The organism is Aestuariispira ectoiniformans (genome assembly GCF_025136295.1).
Lineage (GTDB): Bacteria > Pseudomonadota > Alphaproteobacteria > UBA8366 > Aestuariispiraceae > Aestuariispira_A > Aestuariispira_A ectoiniformans.
The window spans coordinates 3,982,470-4,005,726 of the sequence record NZ_CP062788.1 but is presented as its reverse complement, the minus strand read 5'-3'; the positions used below and the strand labels follow the sequence as shown (position 1 = coordinate 4,005,726).

Annotated in this window: 20 protein-coding genes and 1 pseudogene; 10 read left to right on the top strand and 11 right to left on the bottom strand. The window is 57.5% G+C overall.

Going from position 1 to position 23,257, the window contains the following annotated elements:
• Positions 1–146 precede the first annotated feature (146 nt).
• Positions 147–932 carry a peptidoglycan editing factor PgeF gene (gene pgeF / locus IF205_RS18870; protein ID WP_259780904.1) on the top strand — a complete coding sequence of 262 codons (786 nt, stop codon included), beginning with the start codon at positions 147–149 and terminating at the stop codon, positions 930–932.
• Positions 933–953: 21 nt separating this feature from the next.
• Here the strand turns inward: pgeF and IF205_RS18865 are convergent, their stop codons facing one another.
• Together IF205_RS18865 and IF205_RS18860 are read right to left on the bottom strand one after the other, a co-directional pair.
• Positions 954–1,619, bottom strand: coding sequence for a substrate-binding periplasmic protein (locus IF205_RS18865; protein ID WP_259780903.1), 666 nt, complete (start codon positions 1,617–1,619; stop codon positions 954–956).
• Positions 1,620–1,868: 249 nt separating this feature from the next.
• Positions 1,869–3,116 (bottom strand): globin-coupled sensor protein, encoded by a 1,248-nt coding sequence (locus tag IF205_RS18860; RefSeq protein WP_259780902.1) that lies wholly within the window; start codon positions 3,114–3,116, stop codon positions 1,869–1,871.
• Positions 3,117–3,448: 332 nt separating this feature from the next.
• Between IF205_RS18860 and IF205_RS18855 the strand changes: the two genes are divergently transcribed.
• The 7 genes from IF205_RS18855 to IF205_RS18825 all read left to right on the top strand — a co-directional run bounded on the left by IF205_RS18855 (position 3,449) and on the right by IF205_RS18825 (position 10,131).
• Entirely contained in the window at positions 3,449–4,600 is a 1,152-nt protein-coding gene (locus tag IF205_RS18855; protein ID WP_259780901.1) for a M24 family metallopeptidase, read from the top strand.
• A 63-nt stretch (positions 4,601–4,663) separates the two neighbouring features.
• On the top strand, positions 4,664–5,563 hold the full coding sequence (locus IF205_RS18850) for a hypothetical protein (protein WP_259780900.1): 900 nt from the start codon (positions 4,664–4,666) through the stop codon (positions 5,561–5,563).
• Positions 5,564–5,775: 212 nt separating this feature from the next.
• Positions 5,776–6,711 carry a ribose-phosphate pyrophosphokinase gene (locus IF205_RS18845; protein ID WP_259780899.1) on the top strand — a complete coding sequence of 312 codons (936 nt, stop codon included), beginning with the start codon at positions 5,776–5,778 and terminating at the stop codon, positions 6,709–6,711.
• 119 nt (positions 6,712–6,830) lie between these two features.
• Positions 6,831–7,499: a 50S ribosomal protein L25/general stress protein Ctc gene (locus tag IF205_RS18840; RefSeq protein WP_259780898.1), complete on the top strand. Its 669-nt coding sequence runs from the start codon at positions 6,831–6,833 to the stop codon at positions 7,497–7,499.
• A 15-nt stretch (positions 7,500–7,514) separates the two neighbouring features.
• Positions 7,515–8,246, top strand: coding sequence for an aminoacyl-tRNA hydrolase (pth, locus tag IF205_RS18835; RefSeq protein ID WP_259780897.1), 732 nt, complete (start codon positions 7,515–7,517; stop codon positions 8,244–8,246).
• 70 nt (positions 8,247–8,316) lie between these two features.
• Positions 8,317–9,417, top strand: coding sequence for a redox-regulated ATPase YchF (gene ychF, locus IF205_RS18830; protein ID WP_259780896.1), 1,101 nt, complete (start codon positions 8,317–8,319; stop codon positions 9,415–9,417).
• Positions 9,418–9,453: 36 nt separating this feature from the next.
• Entirely contained in the window at positions 9,454–10,131 is a 678-nt protein-coding gene (locus tag IF205_RS18825) for a dienelactone hydrolase family protein (protein WP_259780895.1), read from the top strand.
• Here the strand turns inward: IF205_RS18825 and IF205_RS18820 are convergent.
• The 3 genes from IF205_RS18820 to IF205_RS18810 form a co-directional block, all read right to left on the bottom strand.
• On the bottom strand, positions 10,128–10,757 hold the full coding sequence (locus IF205_RS18820; protein WP_259780894.1) for an FMN-binding negative transcriptional regulator: 630 nt from the start codon (positions 10,755–10,757) through the stop codon (positions 10,128–10,130). The two genes, IF205_RS18825 and IF205_RS18820, sit on opposite strands and share 4 nt — an antisense overlap.
• A 150-nt stretch (positions 10,758–10,907) precedes the next feature.
• Positions 10,908–13,064 carry a methyl-accepting chemotaxis protein gene (locus tag IF205_RS18815; protein WP_259780893.1) on the bottom strand — a complete coding sequence of 719 codons (2,157 nt, stop codon included), beginning with the start codon at positions 13,062–13,064 and terminating at the stop codon, positions 10,908–10,910.
• Positions 13,065–13,317: 253 nt separating this feature from the next.
• Entirely contained in the window at positions 13,318–14,988 is a 1,671-nt protein-coding gene (locus IF205_RS18810; RefSeq protein WP_259780892.1) for an acyl-CoA dehydrogenase family protein, read from the bottom strand.
• 124 nt (positions 14,989–15,112) lie between these two features.
• Between IF205_RS18810 and IF205_RS18805 the strand changes: the two genes are divergently transcribed.
• Positions 15,113–15,721, top strand: coding sequence for a TetR/AcrR family transcriptional regulator (locus IF205_RS18805; RefSeq protein ID WP_259780891.1), 609 nt, complete (start codon positions 15,113–15,115; stop codon positions 15,719–15,721).
• A gap of 48 nt (positions 15,722–15,769) precedes the next feature.
• Here IF205_RS18805 and IF205_RS18800 read toward each other — a convergent pair whose 3' ends face one another.
• The 4 genes from IF205_RS18800 to sdhC are packed head-to-tail and all read right to left on the bottom strand — an operon-like array spanning position 15,770 to position 19,154.
• Entirely contained in the window at positions 15,770–16,555 is a 786-nt protein-coding gene (locus IF205_RS18800; RefSeq protein WP_259780890.1) for a succinate dehydrogenase iron-sulfur subunit, read from the bottom strand.
• A gap of 24 nt (positions 16,556–16,579) precedes the next feature.
• On the bottom strand, positions 16,580–18,373 hold the full coding sequence (gene sdhA, locus IF205_RS18795; RefSeq protein WP_259780889.1) for a succinate dehydrogenase flavoprotein subunit: 1,794 nt from the start codon (positions 18,371–18,373) through the stop codon (positions 16,580–16,582).
• A gap of 5 nt (positions 18,374–18,378) precedes the next feature.
• Positions 18,379–18,759, bottom strand: a complete 381-nt coding sequence (sdhD, locus tag IF205_RS18790; protein ID WP_259780888.1) for a succinate dehydrogenase, hydrophobic membrane anchor protein — start codon at positions 18,757–18,759, stop codon at positions 18,379–18,381.
• A 14-nt stretch (positions 18,760–18,773) separates the two neighbouring features.
• Positions 18,774–19,154: a succinate dehydrogenase, cytochrome b556 subunit gene (sdhC, locus tag IF205_RS18785; RefSeq protein ID WP_259780887.1), complete on the bottom strand. Its 381-nt coding sequence runs from the start codon at positions 19,152–19,154 to the stop codon at positions 18,774–18,776.
• Between the two features lie 321 nt (positions 19,155–19,475).
• Here sdhC and IF205_RS18780 point away from each other — a divergent pair.
• Positions 19,476–19,940 (top strand): annotated as a pseudogene (locus IF205_RS18780) (SDR family oxidoreductase).
• Between the two features lie 79 nt (positions 19,941–20,019).
• Here the strand turns inward: IF205_RS18780 and IF205_RS18775 are convergent.
• Together IF205_RS18775 and IF205_RS18770 are read right to left on the bottom strand one after the other, a co-directional pair.
• The gene (locus IF205_RS18775; protein ID WP_259780886.1) at positions 20,020–21,969 is read right to left on the bottom strand and encodes a methyl-accepting chemotaxis protein; all 1,950 of its coding nucleotides are present in this window, start codon (positions 21,967–21,969) and stop codon (positions 20,020–20,022) included.
• Between the two features lie 181 nt (positions 21,970–22,150).
• Positions 22,151–23,254, bottom strand: coding sequence for a hypothetical protein (locus IF205_RS18770; protein WP_259780885.1), 1,104 nt, complete (start codon positions 23,252–23,254; stop codon positions 22,151–22,153).
• Positions 23,255–23,257: the final 3 nt, after the last annotated feature.

The following is a 23,257-nucleotide window of genomic DNA, read 5'->3' as shown; positions in this document are numbered from 1 at the left end:
AATATGGCTTTTTAAAACCTAGAAGGGCTATGTTGCTGCAATGTGACAGATTGCCGTCTCATTGCAGGTTTTATCAATTGGATTGAACCGGTCCCGGTGGCCTTGCATAGTGACAGGCAAAGAATGACCGGATGGGATGAAGATCAATGTCACATGGGCCTGCCCCCCTTAAAGATGCCAGTCTGGCACTGGAACCGTCTGTTGAACACGGCTTTTTCACCCGCACGGGCGGGGTCAGCGAGGGCCTCTATCGTGGCCTGAACTGCGGACCGGGCTCCAGTGACAATCCTGCCCATATACAGGAAAACCGCGCCCGTGTGGCGGGTTGGTTTGGCCGTGAGGCGCAGGCGCTTTCGACATTATACCAGATACACAGCGCAGATGTTGTAACCGTGACCGACGGTTGGGACCGGTCGGACGCCCCCAAAGCCGATGCCATGGTCACCGACCGGCCCGGCGTTATTCTGGGAATATTGACCGCCGATTGCGGGCCGTTGCTTTTTTCCGATGGGGAGGCCGGTGTGATCGGGGCGGCCCATGCGGGTTGGAAAGGTGCGCAGGGCGGTGTTGCGGAAAACACGCTGCGTGCCATGGAAAAACTGGGGGCGAGGCGGGATCGCATTGCCGTCGCTCTCGGGCCCTGTATCGCACCGGAGTCCTATGAGGTGGGGCCTGAATTCCATGCCGCTTTTGTTGATCGGGACAGCGACAATGATCGGTTTTTCCAACCATCCGCCCGGGCGGAACATCACATGTTCGACCTTCCCGGCTTTATCGGGAAATCGGTCGTTGCCTGCGGTGTGAAATCCTTTGCCTGGCTTCGGCGCGATACGCGCGCGGAAGAGGATGCATTCTTCAGTTATCGCCGGTCTACCCTGAATGGTGAGCCGGACTATGGCCGTCAGCTTTCTGCGATTATGCTGAGGACTTAGGCAAGGGGCCTAACGGCCCTGCTAGTCGGCGGGGAATAGGGCGATCTGGCCGTGCCGCATGAAAATCTCACGGGCCGTGCCGTCGTGATAGAGCCGGTCACGCACCGCCTGCCATTTCCTGATGACACTGTCATCCGTGTTCTTATTGAAGGCGATATAGAGCGGCCGTTCAAAGGCCTGGATACTTCTTTCTATCCTGTCGGTCAGGTGAAGGTCACGCAACACAGCGTCGGCGCTGACGGTGCTGGCCAGCCAGGCATCTATTCGTCCTGACATCAGTTTTCTTGCGTTGAGCTGCCAATGCGAGATGCCGTCCAGATTCGTGAAGCGTTGCTTGACCAGGAAATCCTGATCGACGCCATTCAACTGTACGCCGATGATCAGGCCACGGGCGTCATCCAGGCTCTTCAGTGTAATCCCGGAATCCCGCAAAAGATAAAAGGCGTGATGTTTGATGGCCAGCGGTCCGACCCATTTGAACAGTTTTTCCCGGCTTTCGATCCGGGTCATTGAAAACAGGATGTGGTTTTCCTGGTTGGAAGTCAGCATATAGGCACGGGCCCAGGGGAGAACCTGGATGGTGCCATCCTCACCGGCCTCTTTCATGATCAGGCGGACTACCTCGACCGAAGGGCCTTGTGCCTTTCCGTCTTTCAGGAAGTTCAACGGCGGATAGTCTTCCGTCATGACAGTCAGGGATTGCGCCCTGGCGACGCCCGTAAGCGGCAAGCACGGAAGAAACAAGCTAACCAGAATGCCGATGACGCTTTTCAGAAGAAATGCTCCCCGATCTGTTCCCCCATATGCAATCCGAGCATCTATAAGCATAAAGGAAAACGCCCGCGAATGAAGGGGGAAAATCCGCGGGCGCATGTGCACCGGGCGAACTCATCGCCGCGGGCGTTTTGCTAAACGCCGGTGCTGGTCGTGGACAGGTCAGGTCCTGATTTCCTCAAGGAAGCCATCCACCTTGTCCGACAGCTCGTTTGCCTGATCGAGCAGGTCCGAGGCCGCAGTCATTGTTTCCTTGGCGGCCAGCCCGGTCTGGGCGGAGGCGTCCCGGACCCCGCTGATGTTACTGCTCACTTCTTGCGTCGCGGCATGTTGTTCTTCTATGGCCGCAGAGATAGCATCGGCAATTTCGCTCATGCTGTCGACCGATTCGGCGATTTCCCCAATGGAGGAAACGGCGGATTTGGTCTCATTTTGAATTTTCGCGATTTGCTGGGTGATCTCGTCGGTGGCCTTTGCCGTTTGAGACGCCAGTGTCTTGACCTCGCTGGCGACAACGGCAAAACCTTTCCCGGCCTCACCAGCGCGGGCCGCCTCGATGGTTGCGTTGAGGGCCAGCAGGTTGGTCTGGTTGGCGATATCGTTGATCAGTTTGACCACATCGCCGATTTTTTCCGATGAGTCCGCCAGGGTGCCGACACGTTCGTTTGACTGACGGGCGCGTTCCACAGCCTGAGACGTGATGGTAGACCCGTTCAGCGCCTGCCGCCCGATTTCCTCGATGGATTGGTTAAGCTGGTCTGCGGCGGCTGCTACGGCGCTTGCCTGGGCGTCCGCTTCCTCTGCGGCGGCGCTCATGCTGGCGGAGGTTTCCCGCAGCTCCGACGCGGCCGTTTTCACGATCCCCACAATGGACCCGACGTCACTTTCAAACCGGTTTGCGTGGCCGTTTAAAGTTTCGGCCGCCCGATCCTGCATTGCCTGGAAGTAGACCGAAATGGCAATGTCCATATCAAGGAAAATGGCTTTGTGCACGGCATCCAGCATGTCATCTGTCTTTTCCCGGTCGCCTGAATAGACATCGGCGATCAATCTGGACAGCCGGTTCAGGACAAGACAGTAGCCGCCCATATACCAACGGGGCTCAAGGCCGATCCGTTCATGTGTTTTACCGATCCTGTCGGCGCTTTCCATATAGTCGCCGTCGAAACGTCCGCCAAAAATACCGTCCAGCCAGTGGCGGGCCTGGGCCTCTTTCGCATGTTCCAGGATGCCGGGCTTGTCGAATTTCTTGGCGAGTTCCGGGTAGCTGGTGACGTGGCTGTAAAACGCCTCGATGATATTCGGCAAGGCCGCTTCCACATGGGGTCTCAGCTCGGTCAGACGTTGCCTGTCATCGGTATTCAGTTGGAGAAAATTCAACCGCTCCATATTGAGTTCCATCTCTGACATTTCGGTTTCCCCCCTTCAAGTCAGCATTAAATGGATATGCGGATGTCGTTGGTCTGGATGTTATTCACGGTTGTATAAGCGTGAATTTAATTAGGGCAGCCGCAACTATGAGCTTTTGGTATGGAAGTTAATAATTCGTTAAATAATTGGGTGGTGTGGTATGCTCGTATGGCGGGGATAAAAATAATACGGGAAGGGGCGGATTGTATAGGTTTCGTTGTTCGTTTCGGGAGGTGGGGGACTGTCTCCTTGAGTTCATAAAAGAGAGCCTGCATAGTGTCGCAGCAAAGTATCCGGTTATACCTACTATTCATTGAAAAGAGGCACAGGGCATGGCGATCCATTTTTCCGAATCCGAACTTGCGTCACGACGTGATCGAACCTGTGCGCGGATGGTAGAGGAAGGATTGGATGCCCTTTTGATTTTCCGGCAGGAAAGCATGTACTACCTGACCGGCTATGACACTTTCGGTTATGTTTATTTCCAATGTCTGGTGCTGAAGGCAGATGGTTCCCATTTTCTGCTGACACGCGCTCCGGACCTTCGTCAGGCGCAGCATACCTCTACCCTTCAGGATATCCGCATCTGGGTGGATCGGGACGGGGCCAATCCGGCACAGGAGCTGAAACCCATGCTGGCGAAATGGGGGCTGGAAAATGCCCGGCTTGGTGTCGAATGGGAGGCCTATGGCCTGACCGCCGCCAATGGCCGCCGCCTTGAGGCTGCCCTTGACGGTTTCGCGCAGATGGAAGACGCCTCTTTCCTGATCAGCCGCCTTCGCCTGGTTAAAAGTGATGCCGAACTGGCCTATACCCGCCGGGCAGGGGAATTATCCGATGCGGCACTTTCAGAGGCCAAACGGCTGGCGGGCGCCGGGGCGGATGAAGGTGAAATTCTTGCCGCCATGCAAGGTGCGGTCTTTGCCGGTGGCGGGGATTATCCCGGTAACGAATTTATTATTGGTTCCGGCCCCGATGCCCTGCTTTGCCGGTATAAAAGCGGTCGGCGTATCCTGTCGGCCCACGATCAGCTCACCATCGAATACGCCGGTGTGTATCGCCACTATCATGCCGCCGCCATGAACACGATCGTGATCGGTGAGCCGGACCCGCTGCACAGTGAAATGTTTGATGTGGCAAAAACGGCGCTGCTGGCCTGCGAAGACGCTTTGAAGCCTGGAAATGTTATGGGGGCGGTCTTTGATGCCCACGCCCGCACCCTGGATGAGGCTGGCTATCGCAAGCATCGCCTGAATGCCTGCGGCTATGCCATGGGGACGACATTTGCCCCGAACTGGATGGATTGGCCGATGTTCTATGAAGGCAATCCCGTTGCCATCGAGCCCGGCATGGCCTTTTTTATTCATATCATCATCGTGAATTCGGATACCGGTGTCGCCCAGACATTGGGACGGTCATCCATCGTCACGCAAAGTGGCGCGGAACCGATCTGCAATCTGGATTTGTCCCTGATAACACGGTAGAGGTCATGCCATATCTGATTCAATTCTTGGCGTTATGCCTTTTGGCAATGGTGGCTGGCTGTTTTGTTCTCTAGATTCGCACGGGTGCTTGGGGCGGTTGTCCTCGCGACGGTTCTGTTGGGGGGCTGCGGGGAGCTTCCGCGTCCCTATAAAACGCGTTCCCTGGCCCAAAAGATTGATAACCCCATGCTGTCCCTGCGTGACAACCGCGTGATCTATGTCGCGCCGGTACGCGGCACGATGGGGGAAAGCGGTGCGCTGCTGGCCGCCATGATCAGCAACAAGCTGCATGACTGGGATATCCTGTCGACCACACGGGGGACTGCGGGGGATGCCTATTATCTTGCCGGGGGCGGACGTCAGGCCGCAGGACAGCTTTACTATCAGTGGGCCCTGAAAAAAGCCGACGGCACGATTGTGGAACAGGGGGACTTCATCCTGCCATCCTCGTCGACCGCCTGGACCATGGGGCGGCACGACCTGTTGCAGAAGGTTGCGGAGAGGACCGCGGCGGATATTTCAAAGGCCTTGAAGCCGACCCGGCTGGAGGCAGCGGCCAAGGCCGAAGCGGTGGCCGGTGCCCATGTCGCCATGGGACAGGTCACCGGCGCGCCCGGTGACGGTAACAAGGCGCTTATCCGCAGTCTGCGTCTGTTGCTTAAGAACGCCGATGTTCCCCTGACCGATGATGCCGGGGCGGCAGATATTATTGTCGGCGGCAAGGTGGCTGTCGCGCCAGTTGATCCAGACAGCGACCAGGTTACGCTGACCTGGATTATGACCCGGCCAGACGGCAGTGAACTGGCCCGGATCAAACAGGAAAACCGGGTTCCCAAAGGATCACTGGACGGACGTTGGGGGGATGCGGCCTATTACGCGGCAACCGCGGTCCTGCCAAGCGTCGTTGAGGTGCATTCCATCATCGCTGGCGCGGGGGTGGAGGACGGCAAGCCGCAAAGCTGATGGTGCGCTAGGTCTATGCTGCAACGCGGCAACGGTTTGCCGGGAAGGGGCATTAAGGTCGAATGGGCCGTTTACAGATGTTGATGCCCCTGATATAGAAGGCGCGATTTCGGGCCGCCTCCGTCGATGCTGGGCGCTTGACGAAAGCCGGAGGCCGGCAGGCAAAGTTAATTGATTGGTTTTGCGCGAACCACCCGAGAAGAGCGGGCGACATGAAAATCCTATCTGGTAATTCCAACCAGCCGTTGGCGGAAGCCATTTCGGCCTATTTGAATGTTCCGTTGACGAAAGCCTCCATCCGTCGGTTCTCCGACATGGAAATCTTCGTTGAAATCCTGGAAAACGTACGTGGCGAAGATGTCTTCGTCGTACAGCCGACCAACTTCCCGGCCAACGATAACCTGATGGAATTGCTGGTCATGATCGATGCGCTGAAACGCGGTTCCGCGCGGCGTATTACGGCGGTCATTCCTTACTTCGGTTATTCCCGCCAGGATCGTAAAACCGGTCCCCGCACGCCGATTTCGGCCAAGCTGGTCGCCAACATGCTGGAAACCGCCGGTGCGGATCGCGTGTTGACCATCGACCTGCACGCCGGTCAGATCCAGGGCTTCTTCGACATCCCGACCGACAATCTCTATGCATTGCCGGTTCTGTGCGAAGATTTGAAAAAGCACCTGAACGCAGACGACAAGACACTGGTTGTTTCGCCGGACGTGGGCGGCGTGGTTCGTGCCCGTGCACTGGCCAAACGCATTGATGCGGATCTGGCGATCATCGACAAACGCCGCGAACGCGCCGGTGTTTCCGAAGTCATGAACATCATTGGTGATCCGAAGGGCCGCCGTTGTATCCTGATTGACGATATCGTCGACAGTGCAGGCACGCTTTGCAATGCGGCCAAGGCGCTGATGGACAACGGGGCAACCTCGGTCAGCGCCTATATCTCCCACGGTGTGTTGAGCGGCGGCGCGGTTGCGCGCGTGTCCTCCTCGCCGCTGGAATCGCTGGTCACCACGGACTCGATCCAGGCCACCGAAGCCGTTCGGGTCAGCCACAACATCCGTCAGGTCAGCGTGGCACCGTTGCTGGCCGAGGCGATTATGCGTATTTCGGAAGAAAAATCAGTTTCCAGCCTCTTCGATTAAGTGTATAGAGGCGCGGAATTCGGCCAGACCCCGCTTTTAAGAGCGCGGGGTCGGTCGTCTTTTGCCGGTTTTGCACCCCTGGAGGCAAGACCGGTCGCTTAAGTCAAAGGAGCACTAAAATGAGCGAATTGAACACCATCCCCGCTAAAAAGCGGGACCGGGCCGGTAAGGGGGCAGCTCGGGCCACGCGCCGTGAAGGCCTGGTCCCCGGAGTTGTCTATGGCGACAGCAAAGAACCGGAAATGATCGCGATCGACCCGCGCATCATCTGGAAAGGCCTGGAAAGCGGCCACTTCTTCTCCACCGTTTACACCATCGACGTGGAAGGCGGTAAGAAGGAGAAGGCGCTCGCGCGTGACATTCAGTTCCACCCGGTGACCGATGCCCCGGAACATGTCGACTTCGTTCGCGTTTCCGCCAAGTCCAAGGTTCACGTGAACGTGCCGGTTGTTCTGATCAATGAAGACAACTGCCCGGGCATCAAAGAAGGCGGCGTTCTGTCCGTCGTCCGTCACGAACTGGAGCTGATCTGCTCTGCTGGTGATATCCCGCAGGAACTGGAACTGGACCTGGCCAAGGTTAACCTGGGCGATACGGTTCGTATCTCCGCTGTTGATCTGCCGAAGGGCGTCGAATCCGCCATCACCGACCGTGACCCGGTTGTCCTGAACATAGAAGCTCCGCGTACGGAAGCTGACATCGAAGGTGGTGAAGGCGAAGAAGAAACCGCTGAAGTGCCGACGGTTGCTGAAACCGAAGCCGCAGCGGCAGAAGCTTCCGAGGAGTAATCCCGGAGATTGCCGATGCTGTTGCTTGTCGGATTGGGCAATCCAGGTCCCAAATACGAAAAAAACCGACACAACATCGGGTTTATGGCGGTGGACGAGTTCGTCCGCCGCCATTCCTTTGGTCCATGGAAGGCCCGCTTTCAGGGCCTGGTGTCCGAAGGTACACTCGGTGGTGAGAAGGTGATGGTCCTGAAACCGACAACCTTCATGAACGAATCGGGGCGTGCCGTTGGAGAAGCCGTTCGTTTCTTCAAACTGGCGCCATCGGATGTCTATGTTATCTATGATGAACTGGACCTTCCGGCGGGTAAGCTTAAGGTCAAACAGAGCGGCGGTCACGGCGGCCATAACGGCCTGCGCAGCCTGGATGCGCATATCGGGAAAGACTACTGGCGTATTCGTCTGGGGATCGGGCATCCGGGAGACAAGGCCAAGGTTCATTCCCATGTTCTGGGGGATTTCTCCAAGGCGGAATGGCCGTCGATGGAAAAGCTGCTGGATGCGGTCGTTGATGCATTCCCGGTGCTGCCGGACAAAGGCCCCGGCGATTACATGACCAAGGTGGCGTTAAGGCTGAAGCCGCCCGCCAATCAGAAACGGGATGGCGACCGGGCGAAGCAGCCCGAAGCAACACCGCAAAAGCCGAAGAATGAAACGGCCCCGTCGGTGGACCGGGCCAGCCCCAAGACGGCTCTGGCCCAGGCGCTTGCAAAGGCAAAGGCCAAATTCGGCGGTGGCGACGCTTAAACGAGCAAGATATTAGGATTTTGGGCGGTCGCAGAGGCGGGTTGCCTGTGAGTGTGGAAGGAAGAAAGACATGGGTTTCAATTGCGGTATTGTCGGTTTGCCGAATGTGGGTAAATCCACCCTGTTCAATGCGCTGACCCAGACCCAGGCGGCAGAATCCGCCAACTACCCCTTCTGCACCATCGAACCGAATACCGGCCGTGTGGGCGTGCCTGATGAGCGCTTGGAAAAACTGGCAGAGCTGGCCGGTTCCGGTAAAATCATCCCGACCCAGTTGGAATTTGTCGACATCGCCGGTCTGGTGAAGGGCGCGTCCAAGGGGGAAGGCCTGGGCAACCAGTTCCTGGGCAACATCCGGGAAACGGATGCTATCTGCCATGTGTTGCGCTGCTTCGATGATGGCGACATCACCCATGTGGATGGCAACGTCGATCCGATCCGCGATGCGGAAACGATCGAGACGGAACTGATGCTGGCGGACATGGAAAGCCTGGAAAAACGCATCGCCAATATGACCAAGCGTCTGCGCAGCGGTGACAAGGAAGCCAAGGCGGAAATGGCGCTGATGGAAACGGCGCTGAAACTGTTGCAGGATGGCAAGCCTGCGCGTGTGATGGAAGTGGACAAGGATGACGAGGTTCGTTTCCGTCGTCTGCAGCTACTGACCTCCAAGCCGGTGCTTTATGTCTGTAACGTTGACGAAGATTCCGCCGCCGAGGGCAATGAGTTTTCCGCCAAGGTTGCAGCCATGGCCAAGGAACAGGGCGCGGAAAGCGTTGTGATTTCTGCGGCAATCGAAGCCGAGGTGGCGCAGCTTGACGATCCGGAGGAAAAGGCCGAATTTCTGGCTGATTTGGGCCTGGAGGAAACGGGGCTGACCCGTGTCATCCGTGCCGGTTACAAACTTCTGAAACAGATCACCTTCTTCACGATCGGCCCGAAAGAGGCGCGCGCCTGGACCGTCTTCGACGGCGCCAAGGCTCCGCAGGCGGCTGGCGTCATTCACACCGATTTCGAACGCGGCTTCATCTGCGCAGAAACCTTCTCCTATGAGGATTATGTGGCCGGTGGCGGCGAAGCAGGTGCCAAGGAAGCAGGCAAGATGCGTCTGGAAGGACGCGACTATCTGGTGAAGGATGGTGACGTCTTCCACTTCCGCTTTAATGTCTGATATTATGCCCTCGTGGATTTTCGCGAGGGCATGGATATGACAGGCGAGACAATCACTCTACAGGCGAGCGACGGACAGGAACTGTCCGCCTATTGGGTCAGACCGGAAACGCCGACCCATGGCGGCGTTGTGGTCATTCAGGAAATATTCGGCGTCAACGATCATATCCGCTCGGTCTGTGACAAGCTGGCGGATGCCGGTTATTACGCGGTTGCCCCGGCCCTGTTTGATCGGGCGGAACCGGGGGTGGAACTGGACTATGACGCGGAAGGCGTGGCCAGGGGCAAGGCCCTCAAGGATAGTCTGGACTGGGACAGTGCGCTTTTGGATATCGACGCGGGCGCGCAATTCCTGAAGCATGAAGGGGTCCGCAAGGCCGCCGTGGTCGGTTTCTGCTGGGGTGGGACGTTGACCTGGCTTTCCGCCTGCCGCCTGGCGGCGGTTGACTGTGCCGTGGCATATTACGGGGCGCAGATTCCGAGTTATCTGGATGAGACCCCGCGTTGCCCGATCATGCTGCATTTCGGCGAGAAAGACGCGAGCATCCCGGCAGAAAGTGTTGCCCGAATCCAGGCCGCGCATCCTGAAATCCCGATCCTGTCCTATCCGGCGGGTCACGGTTTCAACTGTGACCGGCGGGCTGATTTCGACAAGGGGTCGGCGGAGCTGGCCTGGCACCGGACCATCGGCCTGCTGCAGCAGACAGTGGGTTAGTCGGCAGGTTCCTCCTGTATGTCCGCCATCCAGGCAGCCAGGTCGCGGTCCGTGGAATTTACGCTGTTGCCAAGATGGCGGATGACGCCATCCTTATCTTCCGCCGACCGGTTCTGGCTCAGCTTGAATTTGCCTTCCAACTGCTCAATCCAGATTTCAAACGGGACGATCCCCCGGAGAAGACCCGTTATGGCCCGCTCGGACAGCCTGTTCATGCGCCATCCTTCTTCGCATGTTTCATAGATGGTGACCAGCTTTTCCATAGCCTTCAGGCACTCTTCCTCGTCTGTCATCACACGGGCGGAGCCCGTTGCGTGAACGACAACGTAATTCCAGGTCGGGACAAGCTTGTCCGACACATACCAGCGGGGCGAGACGTAACCATGGGGCCCGTGGAAGATTGCCCTTGTCGGCCGTCCATTCTCGAACAGGCGCCAGTGCGGATTGCTGCGCGCCGTATGGCCGATCAATCGGTCTTCGCCCTCCAGAACGAGGGGAATATGGCTGATCATCGGCAGGCCGTCCGGGGTGTCCTGTGCCGTCATCACCGTGGCAAAATCATGCTGGCGCATCACCTCGCGCAGGTGATGCGGGTTGGTCTCGTTGAAATGGTCTGGAATATACATAGGTGCTCCTGAAATTTTCAACGGCATATTAGTGCGTCCTGGAAGGGTGTGGCAGAGCCAAAGGCCCGGGGCTTTCCGGAAAAATGGACCAAAAGAAAAAGGGCTGCCGGAAAGGCAGCCCAGGGTGTGAGGTTTTACTGGCTTATTTCGTCAGGCGGATTTGATCTTGTTGATAAAACTGTCGATTTCCCGCCTCAGGTTTTCTGATTGTTCCGACAGGTCGTTGGCAGCCGTCATCACCAGTTTTGTTGCGTCGTCGCTGTCGGCAGCGGCCTTGCTGACGCCGGAGATGTTGCTGGTAACGTCCTTGGTCCCGGCAGCGGCCTGTTGGGTGTTTCGGGCGATTTCCTGGGTTGCAGCACCCTGTTCCTCCACGGCGGAGGCAATGCCTGTGGTGATTTCGTTGATATCCTTGATGATCTTGGTGATGTTCTGGATCGCGGTCACGGTTTCCTTGGTTGCGGCCTGGATGCTGACGACTTGCGAACCGATTTCCTCGGTTGCCTTGCCGGTCTGCGAGGCAAGTGATTTCACCTCGTTGGCAACCACGGCAAAGCCCTTGCCGGCATCACCGGCCCGGGCAGCCTCGATGGTCGCGTTCAGCGCCAGCAGGTTGGTCTGGTCGGCGATCTCGTTGATCAGGGTGACAACCTCACCAATCCGGTCTGCGCTTTCCACAAGTCCCTGCACCAGTTTGTCGCTGGCCTCGGCCTCTGTCACGGCCTGTCGGGCGATCTCGCTGGATTTCTGGACCTGATTGCTGATCTCGTGGATGGAGGAGGTCAGCTCTTCCGCGGCACCGGCGACCGTGTTCACATTCGTGGATGCCTGTTCTGCGGCCGCGGCGACGCTGGCGGAAAGGCTGTTGGTCTGTTCCACAGCGGACGACATGGTTGTCGCTGTCTTTTGCATGGAATCTGAGGCACCTGAGACGGATTCGATTGCGCGGCCCGAAGACTGGTTGAATTCCTCGATCCATTGCTGAACCTGTTCGGCGCGCTCCAGTTTGCGCTGGTCTTCTTTTTGCTGCTCTTCGTTCAGGCGGCGGTTCTCGATCAGGTTCTCCTTGAATTGCTGCAGGGCGCGCAGCATTCGCCCGATCGCATTCTGCCAGCCCATGTCGTCGACTTCGACCTCGAGATTACCCTTGGCCAGTTCTTCCATGATGCCGACAGACTTTGTGATCGGCGAGGCGATGCCCCGGCCGAACAGAAGGCCGATTGCAATCGCGATAATCGTGGTGATCACCAGAATGATGATCGCGGAATTGAGCATATGCGCGGCGGGCGCGAATATCTCGTCTTCGTCGATTTCCGCGATGACTGCCCAGGTTGTTCCTTCAAACGTCACGGGTGTATAGGCCGAGACGACTGGGACACCGCGATAGTCGTCGATATTCACCGCGCCGGTCTTACCTTTGAGGGCATCCTCCACGCTTTGGGTGTCAATTTTTCGTTTCAGGATTGTCGATTCCTCGCTGAAGCGGGAATCGGTTCGCATCAGGAAATCTTCGCCGACCACATAGGTCTCGCCGGTTTCACCCATGCCTGCGGTCTGGTGGAGAACGTTGTTAAGCCGGTCAATCGGCATCTGGAAGGCCAAAACACCCAGAACCGACTTGCCGTCCTCGCTCATGACCGGAGTAGCGATAAAGCTGGCGGGGGCTCCAAGGCTGGGGGCGTAGGGTTTGAAATCGTCAAAAACGACGTCTCCCTTTTTGCCTGCTTTCATTGCCTCGCGATAAACGGTGCCAAGCCCCGTATCAGCCCATTTGCCGTTTATGAGGTTTGTGGCGTAGTCCAGCTCCTTGAAGACCGTGTAGACCAGGTTACCCTCGGTATCGAACAGGAAGATATCGTAGTAGCCACGGTCGCGCTGTAACCGGTTCATCCAGGGGTGATAGCGGGCGTGGTATTTGCTGTAGTAGGAACCATCCCCGGCATCGACCAGTTTGTCCTTCTCTCCGGTCTTGTTGGGGTTATTGTTGATATAGAGGTCCTGCAGCGTTTTCTGCTGGTTGCTGCCCATCGCGCCCCAACTGGAAATATACTGATCCAGCATGGTTTTGATCGCAGGGTTTTCTGCCTGGATTCGCAAGTCCTGACGGATTGATTCCAGATAATCGCTGAGTGCCGACCGGCGTGCTTCTGCGAGCGCCACCAGTTTGCCGGTCGCTTCCCTATTCAGGGCATCGCGCCCGATAACATAGCTGGCGATACCGGCGACGGCGGTTGCGAGTACCGCGATGACAACGATAATCGAGGGAATAACTACCTGTAGTCGCCGTTTGGCGAGAAAATTTAACATGGCCAGAACAAACCTTCCAGTTACGGTCTTCCAGCCTCCTCCCCCCTAAATGCCCTGGGAGGTCGTTAGAGGTGAGTGTATGCCAAGCAGCTTAACCGATGGTTAATCGGTCCTGCGGCGTTGTCCGGTTTTGTGGGCGGTAGGTGGCTACGTGCTGCCAAAAAAGAAGGCGAGGGTTGTGGGCGCAACCGCTCGCGAGTAGGAGGCAAAAACTGCGGGCCGATTGAATGGACAATCGGCCACGGATACGCCTTCACGTACCCTCGCCGGTGGCGACCCGCATCCGGTCGATGATGGTGTTCACCGGCAACGGGCTGTCACTGCCACCGAAATGGCCGTTCCAACCCGTACCCAATCTTGCGTTACAGAAGCTTTCGGCGATCTCTGCCGGGGCATGTTCCAACAGCAGGGAGGCCTGATAGGCAATCGCCATCTTGCCCACCACGTGGCGGGCCAGGGTTTCATCCCTCACCAGTTTCGGCAGGTCTTCGGCCAACGTGTCAATCGCGGAGTCCAGGCGGCTGTCCTTGCCACGTTGTCCGGATAACATTGCGAGGAAGGCTTCGCCGCATTCCGGTTTTTGGTGAAGGGCGCGCGCCACATCCAGACAGATGATATTACCGCTACCCTCCCAGACGCCATTGAGCGGGGCCTCCCGGTAAAGCCGCGCCATCATGTGGTCTTCGACAAAACCATTGCCGCCGTGGCATTCCAGCGCCTCTGCGGCCACCATGGGTGCGCGTTTGCAGGCCCAGTATTTGGCCATGGGGATTGTGATCCGGTTTAGCAGGGCTTCGGTTTCATCAGCCTCGCTGCGGTCCAGGCTGGCAGCCGCGCGCAGGCCCATCCACATCATCGTCTCCGCCTCCAGGGCGAGATCGGCGATGACCTGGCCCATGACCGGCTGTTCTATCAGGCGCTTCTGAAAGGCTGACCGGTTGGCGCAGTGATGGATTGCCTGGCTGACGGCCTGACGCATCAGGCCCGCGGAACTGATCGCACAGTCCAGCCGCGTCAGATGCGCCATCTCCAGCAGCGTACGGATACCACGGCCTTCCTCGCCGACAATTGTTGCCTCAAGACCGTAGAATTCCACCTCTGAGGAGGCGTTGGACCGGTTGCCGCATTTCTCTTTCAGCCGCTGTAGTTTCAGCCGGTTGCGTTGTCCGTCTTCCAACCAGCCGCGTGCAAGGAAGCAGGTAACCCCCTTGTCGGTACGCGCCAGCGTCAGGAATAGGTCCGACTGGGGAACGGAAAAGAACCATTTATGCCCGTCCAGCAGCCAGCTTGATCCCGGCCCGCGGCTTTTACCTGCCGGTTTGGCTGTGGTCTGTACCTGTCGCAGGTCAGAACCGCCCTGTTTTTCGGTCATGGCCATACCGACGGTCAGGCCCGTTTTCTGTTCGGCAGGCAGGGGGCGCTCATCATAGGCCGGGCGCAGGATTTGCGGTTGCCAGATTTCCGCCAGTACCGGCGCGTGGCGCAGAGTGGCAATCGAGGCGAAGGTCATGCCCGCCGGACAGCAGATGCCGTTTTCGGCCTGGTTCCAGAGATAGGACAGGGCAGCGCGCGCCACATGGGCGCCGGCTTTCTTCTCCGTCCAGGCCAGTGAATGCAGCTCCCCCTCATAGGCCAGTGTCATCAGGTGGTGCCAGGCTGGATGAAAATGAATCTCGTCAATCCGGTGGCCGGTCCGGTCGTGGGTGCGAAGCTCCGGCGTATGGCGGTTTGCCTCCCATGCCAGCTTCTGCACATGGGCACTGCCGGTGACAGCGCCTGTGCGGTTCAGATGGTCAATTGCCCAGTCCGCCCCGAAAGCCTTGCAGGCAGCTTGCAGGGGCAGGTCGGTTTCGAACAGGTTGACGTCCGCCAGATCGCTTGGCTGGTTATAGACGTCGTGATTGCTGTAAACATTGTTCGACATGATCTGTCTCGCTTTTTAAAGCTCACGTGACTGAATCATAACGCAAACCATCTTGAGTAGAAAATCTAACAGTGTTAGAAATTTGGTCAAACAATTTTTTAACACTGTTAGAAAAAATAGATTGATGAAAGCCGAAACGAAGAAGCGCGCTGCAAAAGAGGCAAAGCGATCCCGTATTCTGGACGTTGCCCGCGAGGTGTTTGAGGCCGACGGTTTGGAGGGGGCATCCCTGCGCTCCATCGCAACCAAGGCGGGATACACACCCGCCGCGCTTTATTTTCATTTCGATTCCAAAGAGGCGCTTTACGGGGAATTGCTGCAGATGTCCCTGACGAGGCTGCAAGCCTATGTCGCGGCGTCGGTGGAAAGGTTATCAGCGCCGGAGGCGCGATTCCGGGCGGCTGTGATGGCCTTCTATGATTTCTATGAACAAAATCCCAAGGACCTGGACCTGGGATTTTATCTGTTCCACGGTGGGATCCGCCCCAGCGGTCTGGGCCGGGACTGGGACCCCAGCCTGAACGCCGCCCTGATGGATGCCCTATCGCCGATGATGGAGGCTGCGATTGCGTTGAGCGGCGACCGGGAGGCCGGGGAGCGTATCACTGCCGCCACCTTTGCCCATGCCACAGGCCTGCTGCTGCTTGCCCATACAAGGCGCATCAACCTGTTTTCCGTGACCGCGCGGGAGTTGATGGAACAATTCGTGGCAGAGCGGTTATCCCAAAAATAAAAGAAGCCGCCCGGAGGCGGCTTCTCAGATATCGACCGTTGGTCGGGCTTAGCCTTTGCGTTCGACCATGAGCTTTTTGATCTCCGCGATCGCCTTGGCCGGGTTGAGGCCTTTCGGGCAGGTCTTGGAGCAGTTCATGATCGTGTGGCAACGGTAAAGCCGGAACGGATCTTCCAGGTTGTCCAGGCGCTCGCCGGTATATTCGTCGCGGCTGTCCGCGATCCAGCGATAGGCCTGCAACAACACCGCCGGGCCGAGATACCGGTCGCCGTTCCACCAATAGGACGGGCAGGATGTGGCACAGCAGAAGCACAGAATGCATTCGTAAAGGCCATCCAGTTTTTTCCGTTCTTCCGGCGACTGCAGGCGTTCCTTGTCCGGCGGCGGCGGTGACTGGGTCTTCATCCAGGGTTCGACCGAAGCAAGCTGTGCATAGGCACGGTTCAGGTCCGGCACCAGATCCTTGACGACGCTCATATGGGGCAGCGGATAGACCGCAACGTCCTTTTCCTTTTTCACGTCGGAAATATATTTGGTGCAGGCCAGCGTGTTGGTCCCGTCGATATTCATCGCACAGGACCCGCAGATGCCCTCACGGCAGGACCGGCGGAAGGTCAACGTCGGATCAATCTCGTTCTTGATCTTGATCAGCGCGTCAAGCACCATCGGGCCGCATTCGTCCAGATCTACCTCATAGCTGTCGACACGCGGGTTTTCCCCGCTGTCGCCATCCCAGCGATAGATGCGGAAGGTTTTGACATTCTTGCCCTCGGCCTTGTTCCAGGACTTGCCTTCCTGGACCTTGGAGTTGGCGGGCAGAGAAAATTCAGCCATTTCGTTGTCTCCTCTATCCCGGCCTTAGTAGACGCGTGCCTTGGGCGGCACGGACTGGACGTCGTTGGACATGGGGTTCATGTGAACCGGACGGTCGGCCATCGTGACCTTGCCCGCCTCGTCACACCATGCCAGCGTGTGTTTCATCCAGTTCTCATCGTCACGGTCCGGGTAATCCTCACGGGCTTGCGCGCCGCGGGATTCTTTCCGGTTTTCCGCACCGGTGATGGTCACCATGGCCTGGGACATCAGGTTTTCCAGCTCCAGCGTCTCCACAAGGTCGGAGTTCCAGACCATCGAACGGTCGGAGACCTTGATGTCCTTCTTCTTCTCCCAGGTGGCTTTCAGCTTGTCGACACCTTCCTGCAGGCTGTCGCCCGTCCGGAAGACCGCGCAATGCTGTTGCATCACGCGCTGCATCTCACCGCGCAGCGACGCGGTGGAATGTTCGCCATTGGCATGGCGCAGGCGGTCCAGACGGTCCAGCGCCTCGTGACCGGCGTCGGCCGGCAACGTTTTGTGGCTTTCGTTCGGATCGACGGTTTCCGCACAACGCAGCGCCGCGGCGCGGCCGAAGACCACAAGGTCCAGCAGCGAGTTGGAGCCCAGACGGTTTGCACCGTGGACGGAAACGCAGGCCGCCTCGCCCGCAGCCATCAGGCCGGGGACAACAGCGTCCGGGTTACCGTCTTTAAGGGTGACGACCTCACCGTGATAGTTGGTGGGGATACCGCCCATGTTGTAATGGCAGGTCGGGATGACCGGGATCGGTTCCTTGGTCACGTCGACACCGGCGAAGATGCGCGCGCTTTCGGCGATGCCGGGCAGGCGTTCTTCGATGATGGCCGGGTCCAGATGCGAGATATGCAGGTGGATATGGTCCTTGTTTGGACCCACACCGCGACCGGCGTTGATCTCCATGGTCATGGAACGGCTGACCACGTCACGGCTGGCCAGGTCCTTGGCCGACGGCGCATAGCGTTCCATGAAACGCTCGCCTTCAGAGTTGGTCAGGTAACCACCTTCACCACGGACACCCTCGGTGATCAGGCAACCTGCGCCGTAGATACCTGTCGGGTGGAACTGAACGAATTCCAGATCCTGCAACGGCAGCCCTGCGCGCAGCACCATGCCGCCACCATCACCCGTGCAGGTATGCGCGGAAGTGGCGGAGAAATAGGCACGGCCATAACCGCCGGTCGCCAGGATCACCTGCTTCGCACGGAAGCGGTGGATGGTCCCGTCGTCCAGGTTCCAGGCCATGACGCCGCGGCAGACACCTTCGTCGTCCATGATCAGGTCCAGGGCGAAATATTCGATATAGAATTCCGCCTGGTGTTTCAGGGACTGCTGGTAGAGCGTGTGCAGGATGGCGTGGCCGGTCCGGTCGGCTGCCGCACAGGTACGCTGTGCTGCGGGGCCTTCACCGAAATGCGTGGTCATGCCGCCGAAGGGGCGCTGGTAGATCTTGCCTTCTTCGGTACGGCTGAAGGGCACGCCGTAATGTTCCAGCTCGATAATGGCGGGAACAGCTTCACGCACCATATATTCGATGGCGTCCTGGTCGCCCAGCCAGTCCGACCCCTTGACGGTGTCATACATATGCCAGCGCCAGTTATCATCACCCATGTTACCCAGTGAGGCGGAAATCCCGCCCTGTGCGGCAACCGTGTGACTGCGGGTCGGGAAGACCTTGGTGATGCAGGCGGTCTTCAGCCCGGCTTCCGCCAGGCCGAATGTGGCGCGAAGGCCCGCGCCCCCGGCACCGACGACAACCACGTCATAGGCGTGGTCGATGATTTCGTAAGATTGAGCCATAACCCTTAACCTCCGAACGCGACTTTAAGGACGGCGATGATGGCGGCGACACCGATCAGTGCGCTCAGCCATTTGATGCCGACAAGCAAAACAAGCTTCCAGAAGCCGTTATGGACATAGTCCTCGATCACCACCTGCAAACCCAGATGGGCGTGGTGGAAGGTGGTTGCCACCAACAGCACCAGCAGAACGGTGTTCACCGGGGTGGCGGCCCAGGCGGCAACAGCAGCATGGTCGCTGCCGGTCATGGTCGCGACGGCAAAGACGAACCACAGGGTTAGCGGTACCAGGGCGGCGCCCGAAATACGCTGTACCCACCAGTGGTGGACGCCTTCCTTGGCGGAACCCAGGCCACGTGCTTTGGCCAATGGAGTTTTCAACGACATATCCGCTCGCTCCCTTACATATAGGCGATGGCCCAGGCGATCAGCGTCAGAATGACGGATCCCGCCACGGCTGCATGCCCGGACAACTCAGCGCATTTCAGGTCGAGCCAGCGACCGCTGTCCCAGACCAGATGCCGAATGCCATTGAGAAGGTGATAGAAAAGCGACCAGGTCCAGCCCAGCAACAGCACGCGGCCGATGATGGAAGTGGAGAATGCCTGGACGGCGTTGAAGTCGTCTGCGCCTCCCGCAAGCGCGATCAACCAGCAAGCCAGGAACAATGCGCCGACTGCCAGTGCAACACCCGTTGCACGGTGCAGAATCGAATACGCCATGGTCCACTGCCAGCGATAAATTTGCAAATGCGGGGACAGAGGCCTGTTTTCAGAGCTCATGACCACCCCTTAAATGTGTGATTGGCGGTTGCACCGCACATATTTCCCTTGTCCGTGTTTGGGGCCGAAATCCTCAACCCCCTCCTGATCCCGAGGCCCGCGGTCGTTTTTACGAAAAAAATCACCGCTTTGGATCACGTCCTAAACTACTCCTGGTGCGTTGCCTGTCAAAAGTTTTTCTTGTGCATTGCGGGAAAGATCAACGAATTGGGGCACCAAATTTGAAAAAAAACCAACCATTCATTGTCTGGGGACTAGGCCGGCGCGTCCGGGGAGCCGCGATAGCGCAGGGCATCGACCAGCAAAGTAAATGCGGGGGTGATGCCGTTGGCGCCGCTGGAGCGGTTGAAGGTCGACGAATGGGATCAAATGATCGACGTCAATCTGAAGGGGGTGCTTTATGGTATCGCCGCGGCACTTCCCCATATGTAGGCCCAGAAATCCGGCCATATCATCAATGTGTCATCCGTCTACGGTCATAAACTCGGTCCGGACGCCACCGTCTATTGCGCGACCAAGTTCGGTGTTCGGGCCCTGTCGGAAGGCTTGCGTCAGGAAGTGAAGCCTTACAACATCCGCACCACGGTGATTTCGCCAGGTGCCGTTGCAACGGAATTACTTGACCATATTACCGAAAAAGAGATCCAGGCGCAGACGAAAGAGTTCGTGAGCCAGATCGCGATTCCGGCCGACAGTTTCGCGCGTATGGCTGCCTTCGCCGTGAATGAACCTGAGGATGTGGACGTGAACGAAATCCTGTTCCGGCCCACGGCCCAGCCGATCTGATCCGGTCGCACAAAACGAATAAGGGGGAGACGGCAGAACCGTCTCCCCCATTGCTTCTTCGGGCTTTTTCTCCGCCGGATCAGCTTTTGCGAACCGTGGAGAGGAAATCCCTCACTTCCTTGCGCAGGTTTTCCGCCTGTGCCTGCATTTCGCTGGAAGAGTCCAACAGGCGCTTGGCTTCCTCGCTGACCATCGAGGAGGCCTCCGTTACGGCTGCCACGTTGCTGGAAACCTCCTGGGTGCCGGTCGCGGCCTTTTGGACGCTGTCGGCGATTTCCCGTGTCGCCACGCCTTGTTGTTCAACGGCTGCCGCGATGGCGTTGGTGAATTCGCTGATCCGGTCGATGGTGGTCTTGATCTGGCCGGTTTCATCGACTGACTGTGTGCTGGAGGACTGAATGCCTTCGACCTGGGTGCCGATTTCCTCGGTCGCCTTACCGGTCTGGGAGGCGAGCGATTTCACTTCGCTCGCGACAACGGCAAAGCCCTTGCCTGCATCGCCCGCACGGGCGGCCTCGATCGTGGCGTTCAGCGCCAGCAGGTTGGTCTGATCGGCGATTTCGTTGATCAGGGTGACAACCTCGCCGATATGCTGGGCTGCATCGGCCAGTTTGGAAACCGAGCTGCCGGTTCGGTCGATACCCTGCACTGCCTCGCTGGCGACCTGGATCGACTGGGAAACCTGCACGCCGATTTCCTTGATCGCCGCAGACAGTTCCTCTGTTGCCGCGGCGACGGTCTGTACGCTTTGCGTGGTTTCGGCGGCGGCATTGGAAACGGCGATTGCACGGGAATTCGATTCCGCCGCACTGTCGGTCAGTTCGCCCGCCACCTTCTGGGTGTTTTCGGCGGCCTTGGCGACTGTCTCCACGATGGACAGGACCGTCTTTTCAAAGGAGTCGGCCATGTCATTCAGGGCCCGCTTGCGCTCTTCTTCCATGCGCTGGGCAGCCTTTTCGTTTTCTTCTGCCAGGCGGTCCATCTCGATTGCATTCTCCTTGAAGACCAGCACGGCGGAGGCCATGGAGCCGATTTCATCCTTTTTGTCGGTACCTGGCACATCGACATTCTTGTTGCCGCCGGCCAGTTCCGTCATGGCGCTGGTCATGGCGACGACCGGTTTGGAGACCATTGTCCGCACCATAATCCCGAGCAGGATCATGATCGCGAAGACCGCGATCACTGCTGTGATGATGGCGGTTAACCGGAAATTCGACAGGGCGGCGAAGGCGGCGTCGCGGTCGATGGCGAAACCGAGTGACCATTTGACCGTGGGCAGGCCTTTGACAGGGAAGAAGACGAAAATCTGATCACCACTGCTGTCGTCAATCGCGCTCAAGCCCTGGCTGACGGAAGGGGTATTCTCCGGGAAGGCCTTGGACATCGGGGTCAGGGTGAAATCCTTGTCAGGATGAATCAGGATCGTGCCTTCGCTGTTTACCAGGAAGGCATACCCGATACCTCCGAGGTCGACGTTGCGCACGATATCTCCCAGGGTGGTGATGTCGATGTCGCCGCCGACAACGCCTTTGAGCGTACTGCCGTCCTGAACCGGCGTGGCCATTGTTACGATGAGTTTGCCGGTGGAGGCATCTTCATAGGGTTCGGTCAATGTGCTGGACCGGGCACTGGCGGCATCTTTGTACCAGGGGCGTGTGCGCGGGTCGTAGTCCGAGGGCAGTTCGTCCGGCGGGTTCATGGTCATTGCGCCGGTGGCACTGCCGTAATAGGTGAACATGAAGCTGTCCTGCAAAACCGGCCGGTCGACGAATGTACGGATGGTGTCCGCATTCGTATCGTCAGCCGTGGCGATATTCTGACCGGTGTTTTCGATCAGCAGTTGTCGCCCGTTGACCCAGTTGGCAATGCTGGTGGTGGCCAGCGCGCCGGTTTCCTCGACGCTGGAGCGCAGCGCGGACCGGATTTCGCTTCTCTGGTTGAAGTCGAAATACAAAATGAATGCGATAAACGTCAAAACGACAATCAACGCAGCCGCCAGTAAAATGCGGCTTCCGATGTTGAGCGACATGACTGTGACCTCCTCCCAACCCTTGTTGCACAGGCAATTAATGCAGTTGCCTATTGGTCAGAGATCATTAAGAACAAAAAAAATAAATAAATTCATAACAAAGTAATGTTTTTGTTATGCTGTCGGCTCTCACGATGGTTGTGCCAGGTGAGGTGCGAGGCATCTCGCAGGCCTGATCAAATTAGTTGAGCGACCTGCTTACTGTTTGCTTCTGGCCCTGCAGCGTATTCTGTCGGAATTGCTGCAGTTTCAAGAGCAACGTCGCAACATAGCCATCCCATTCATTCGCTCTAATTTCGAATTTACCTTGTGCAATATACCTGACAATCGCCTTGCTTACGGCCGGCGAATAGTGGCTAAGATCTTTATAATTAGCTGCTTTTGCGCCGAAATCATCGTAGAGATCAAAGGCAAATACATGGACATTCGGGAATATAGATACGCGCTCCAACAGATATTTGCGTGTGTTCATTCTTGTCCAAAATTTCGCTGGTGTCGTCAACGTCAGCCCGTAATAGGAAGTGGGTGGGAAATATAGATTAAACTCCACATCCTGATGCGCTTTAATGATCGGAATCAGGTTCTTATCAATGTTCAGATAATAGTCGTTTCCGGCGCTTCTTGGGGATAATGGTGGCGCTGCAGCCATCTTTCGGTTTAGCTGCTCAATGTTGGCGGGTGAAGAAAAGGCCTGGAAGGCTTCCGGTTGCTCCCACCGGTACAAGTTTTTTATGTCTCTGAACTTCCGGTCATTCCGCCGAAAAATTGTTTTAACCGCTTTATCTACGATGTCCTGATTGAATAGATAGCGCCAGAGATCAATGCTATTCTCGCTATACATATAAAGTGGCAGTGGTGCTTCTGGGTGCAGCGCGAACGGGTCTTTCAACTCGTAACCCGAATAAATTTCCCACAAAACATGTTTGATGGAGCCCGACCGCAAGGCATCGGTTGCAATGACAGCGATCTCACGCGCGCGTCCACCAGCGATGGTTAGCTTGACAGGCCCTTTCCAGTTCATCTCTTCCGATAATTGCTGGATATCGAAATTTTGACTCATGGACGTGCCAAGAACTATTGAATCGTGGCGCTCCGGCTGATCAGCAATCAACCGCTTGATTAGGCCTGCATTCTGGAAGCGATCCGAATTTAGATAACCATTTTGACCAAACCAGTTACGGTGCAAAACCTGAAAAGGGTCACCGACAACAACCAAACTTGCCGGCAGGGCAAGGATTGTGAAGGTGATAGAGAGCAAGCAGACGATAAATCGGGTGGCACTCATGAA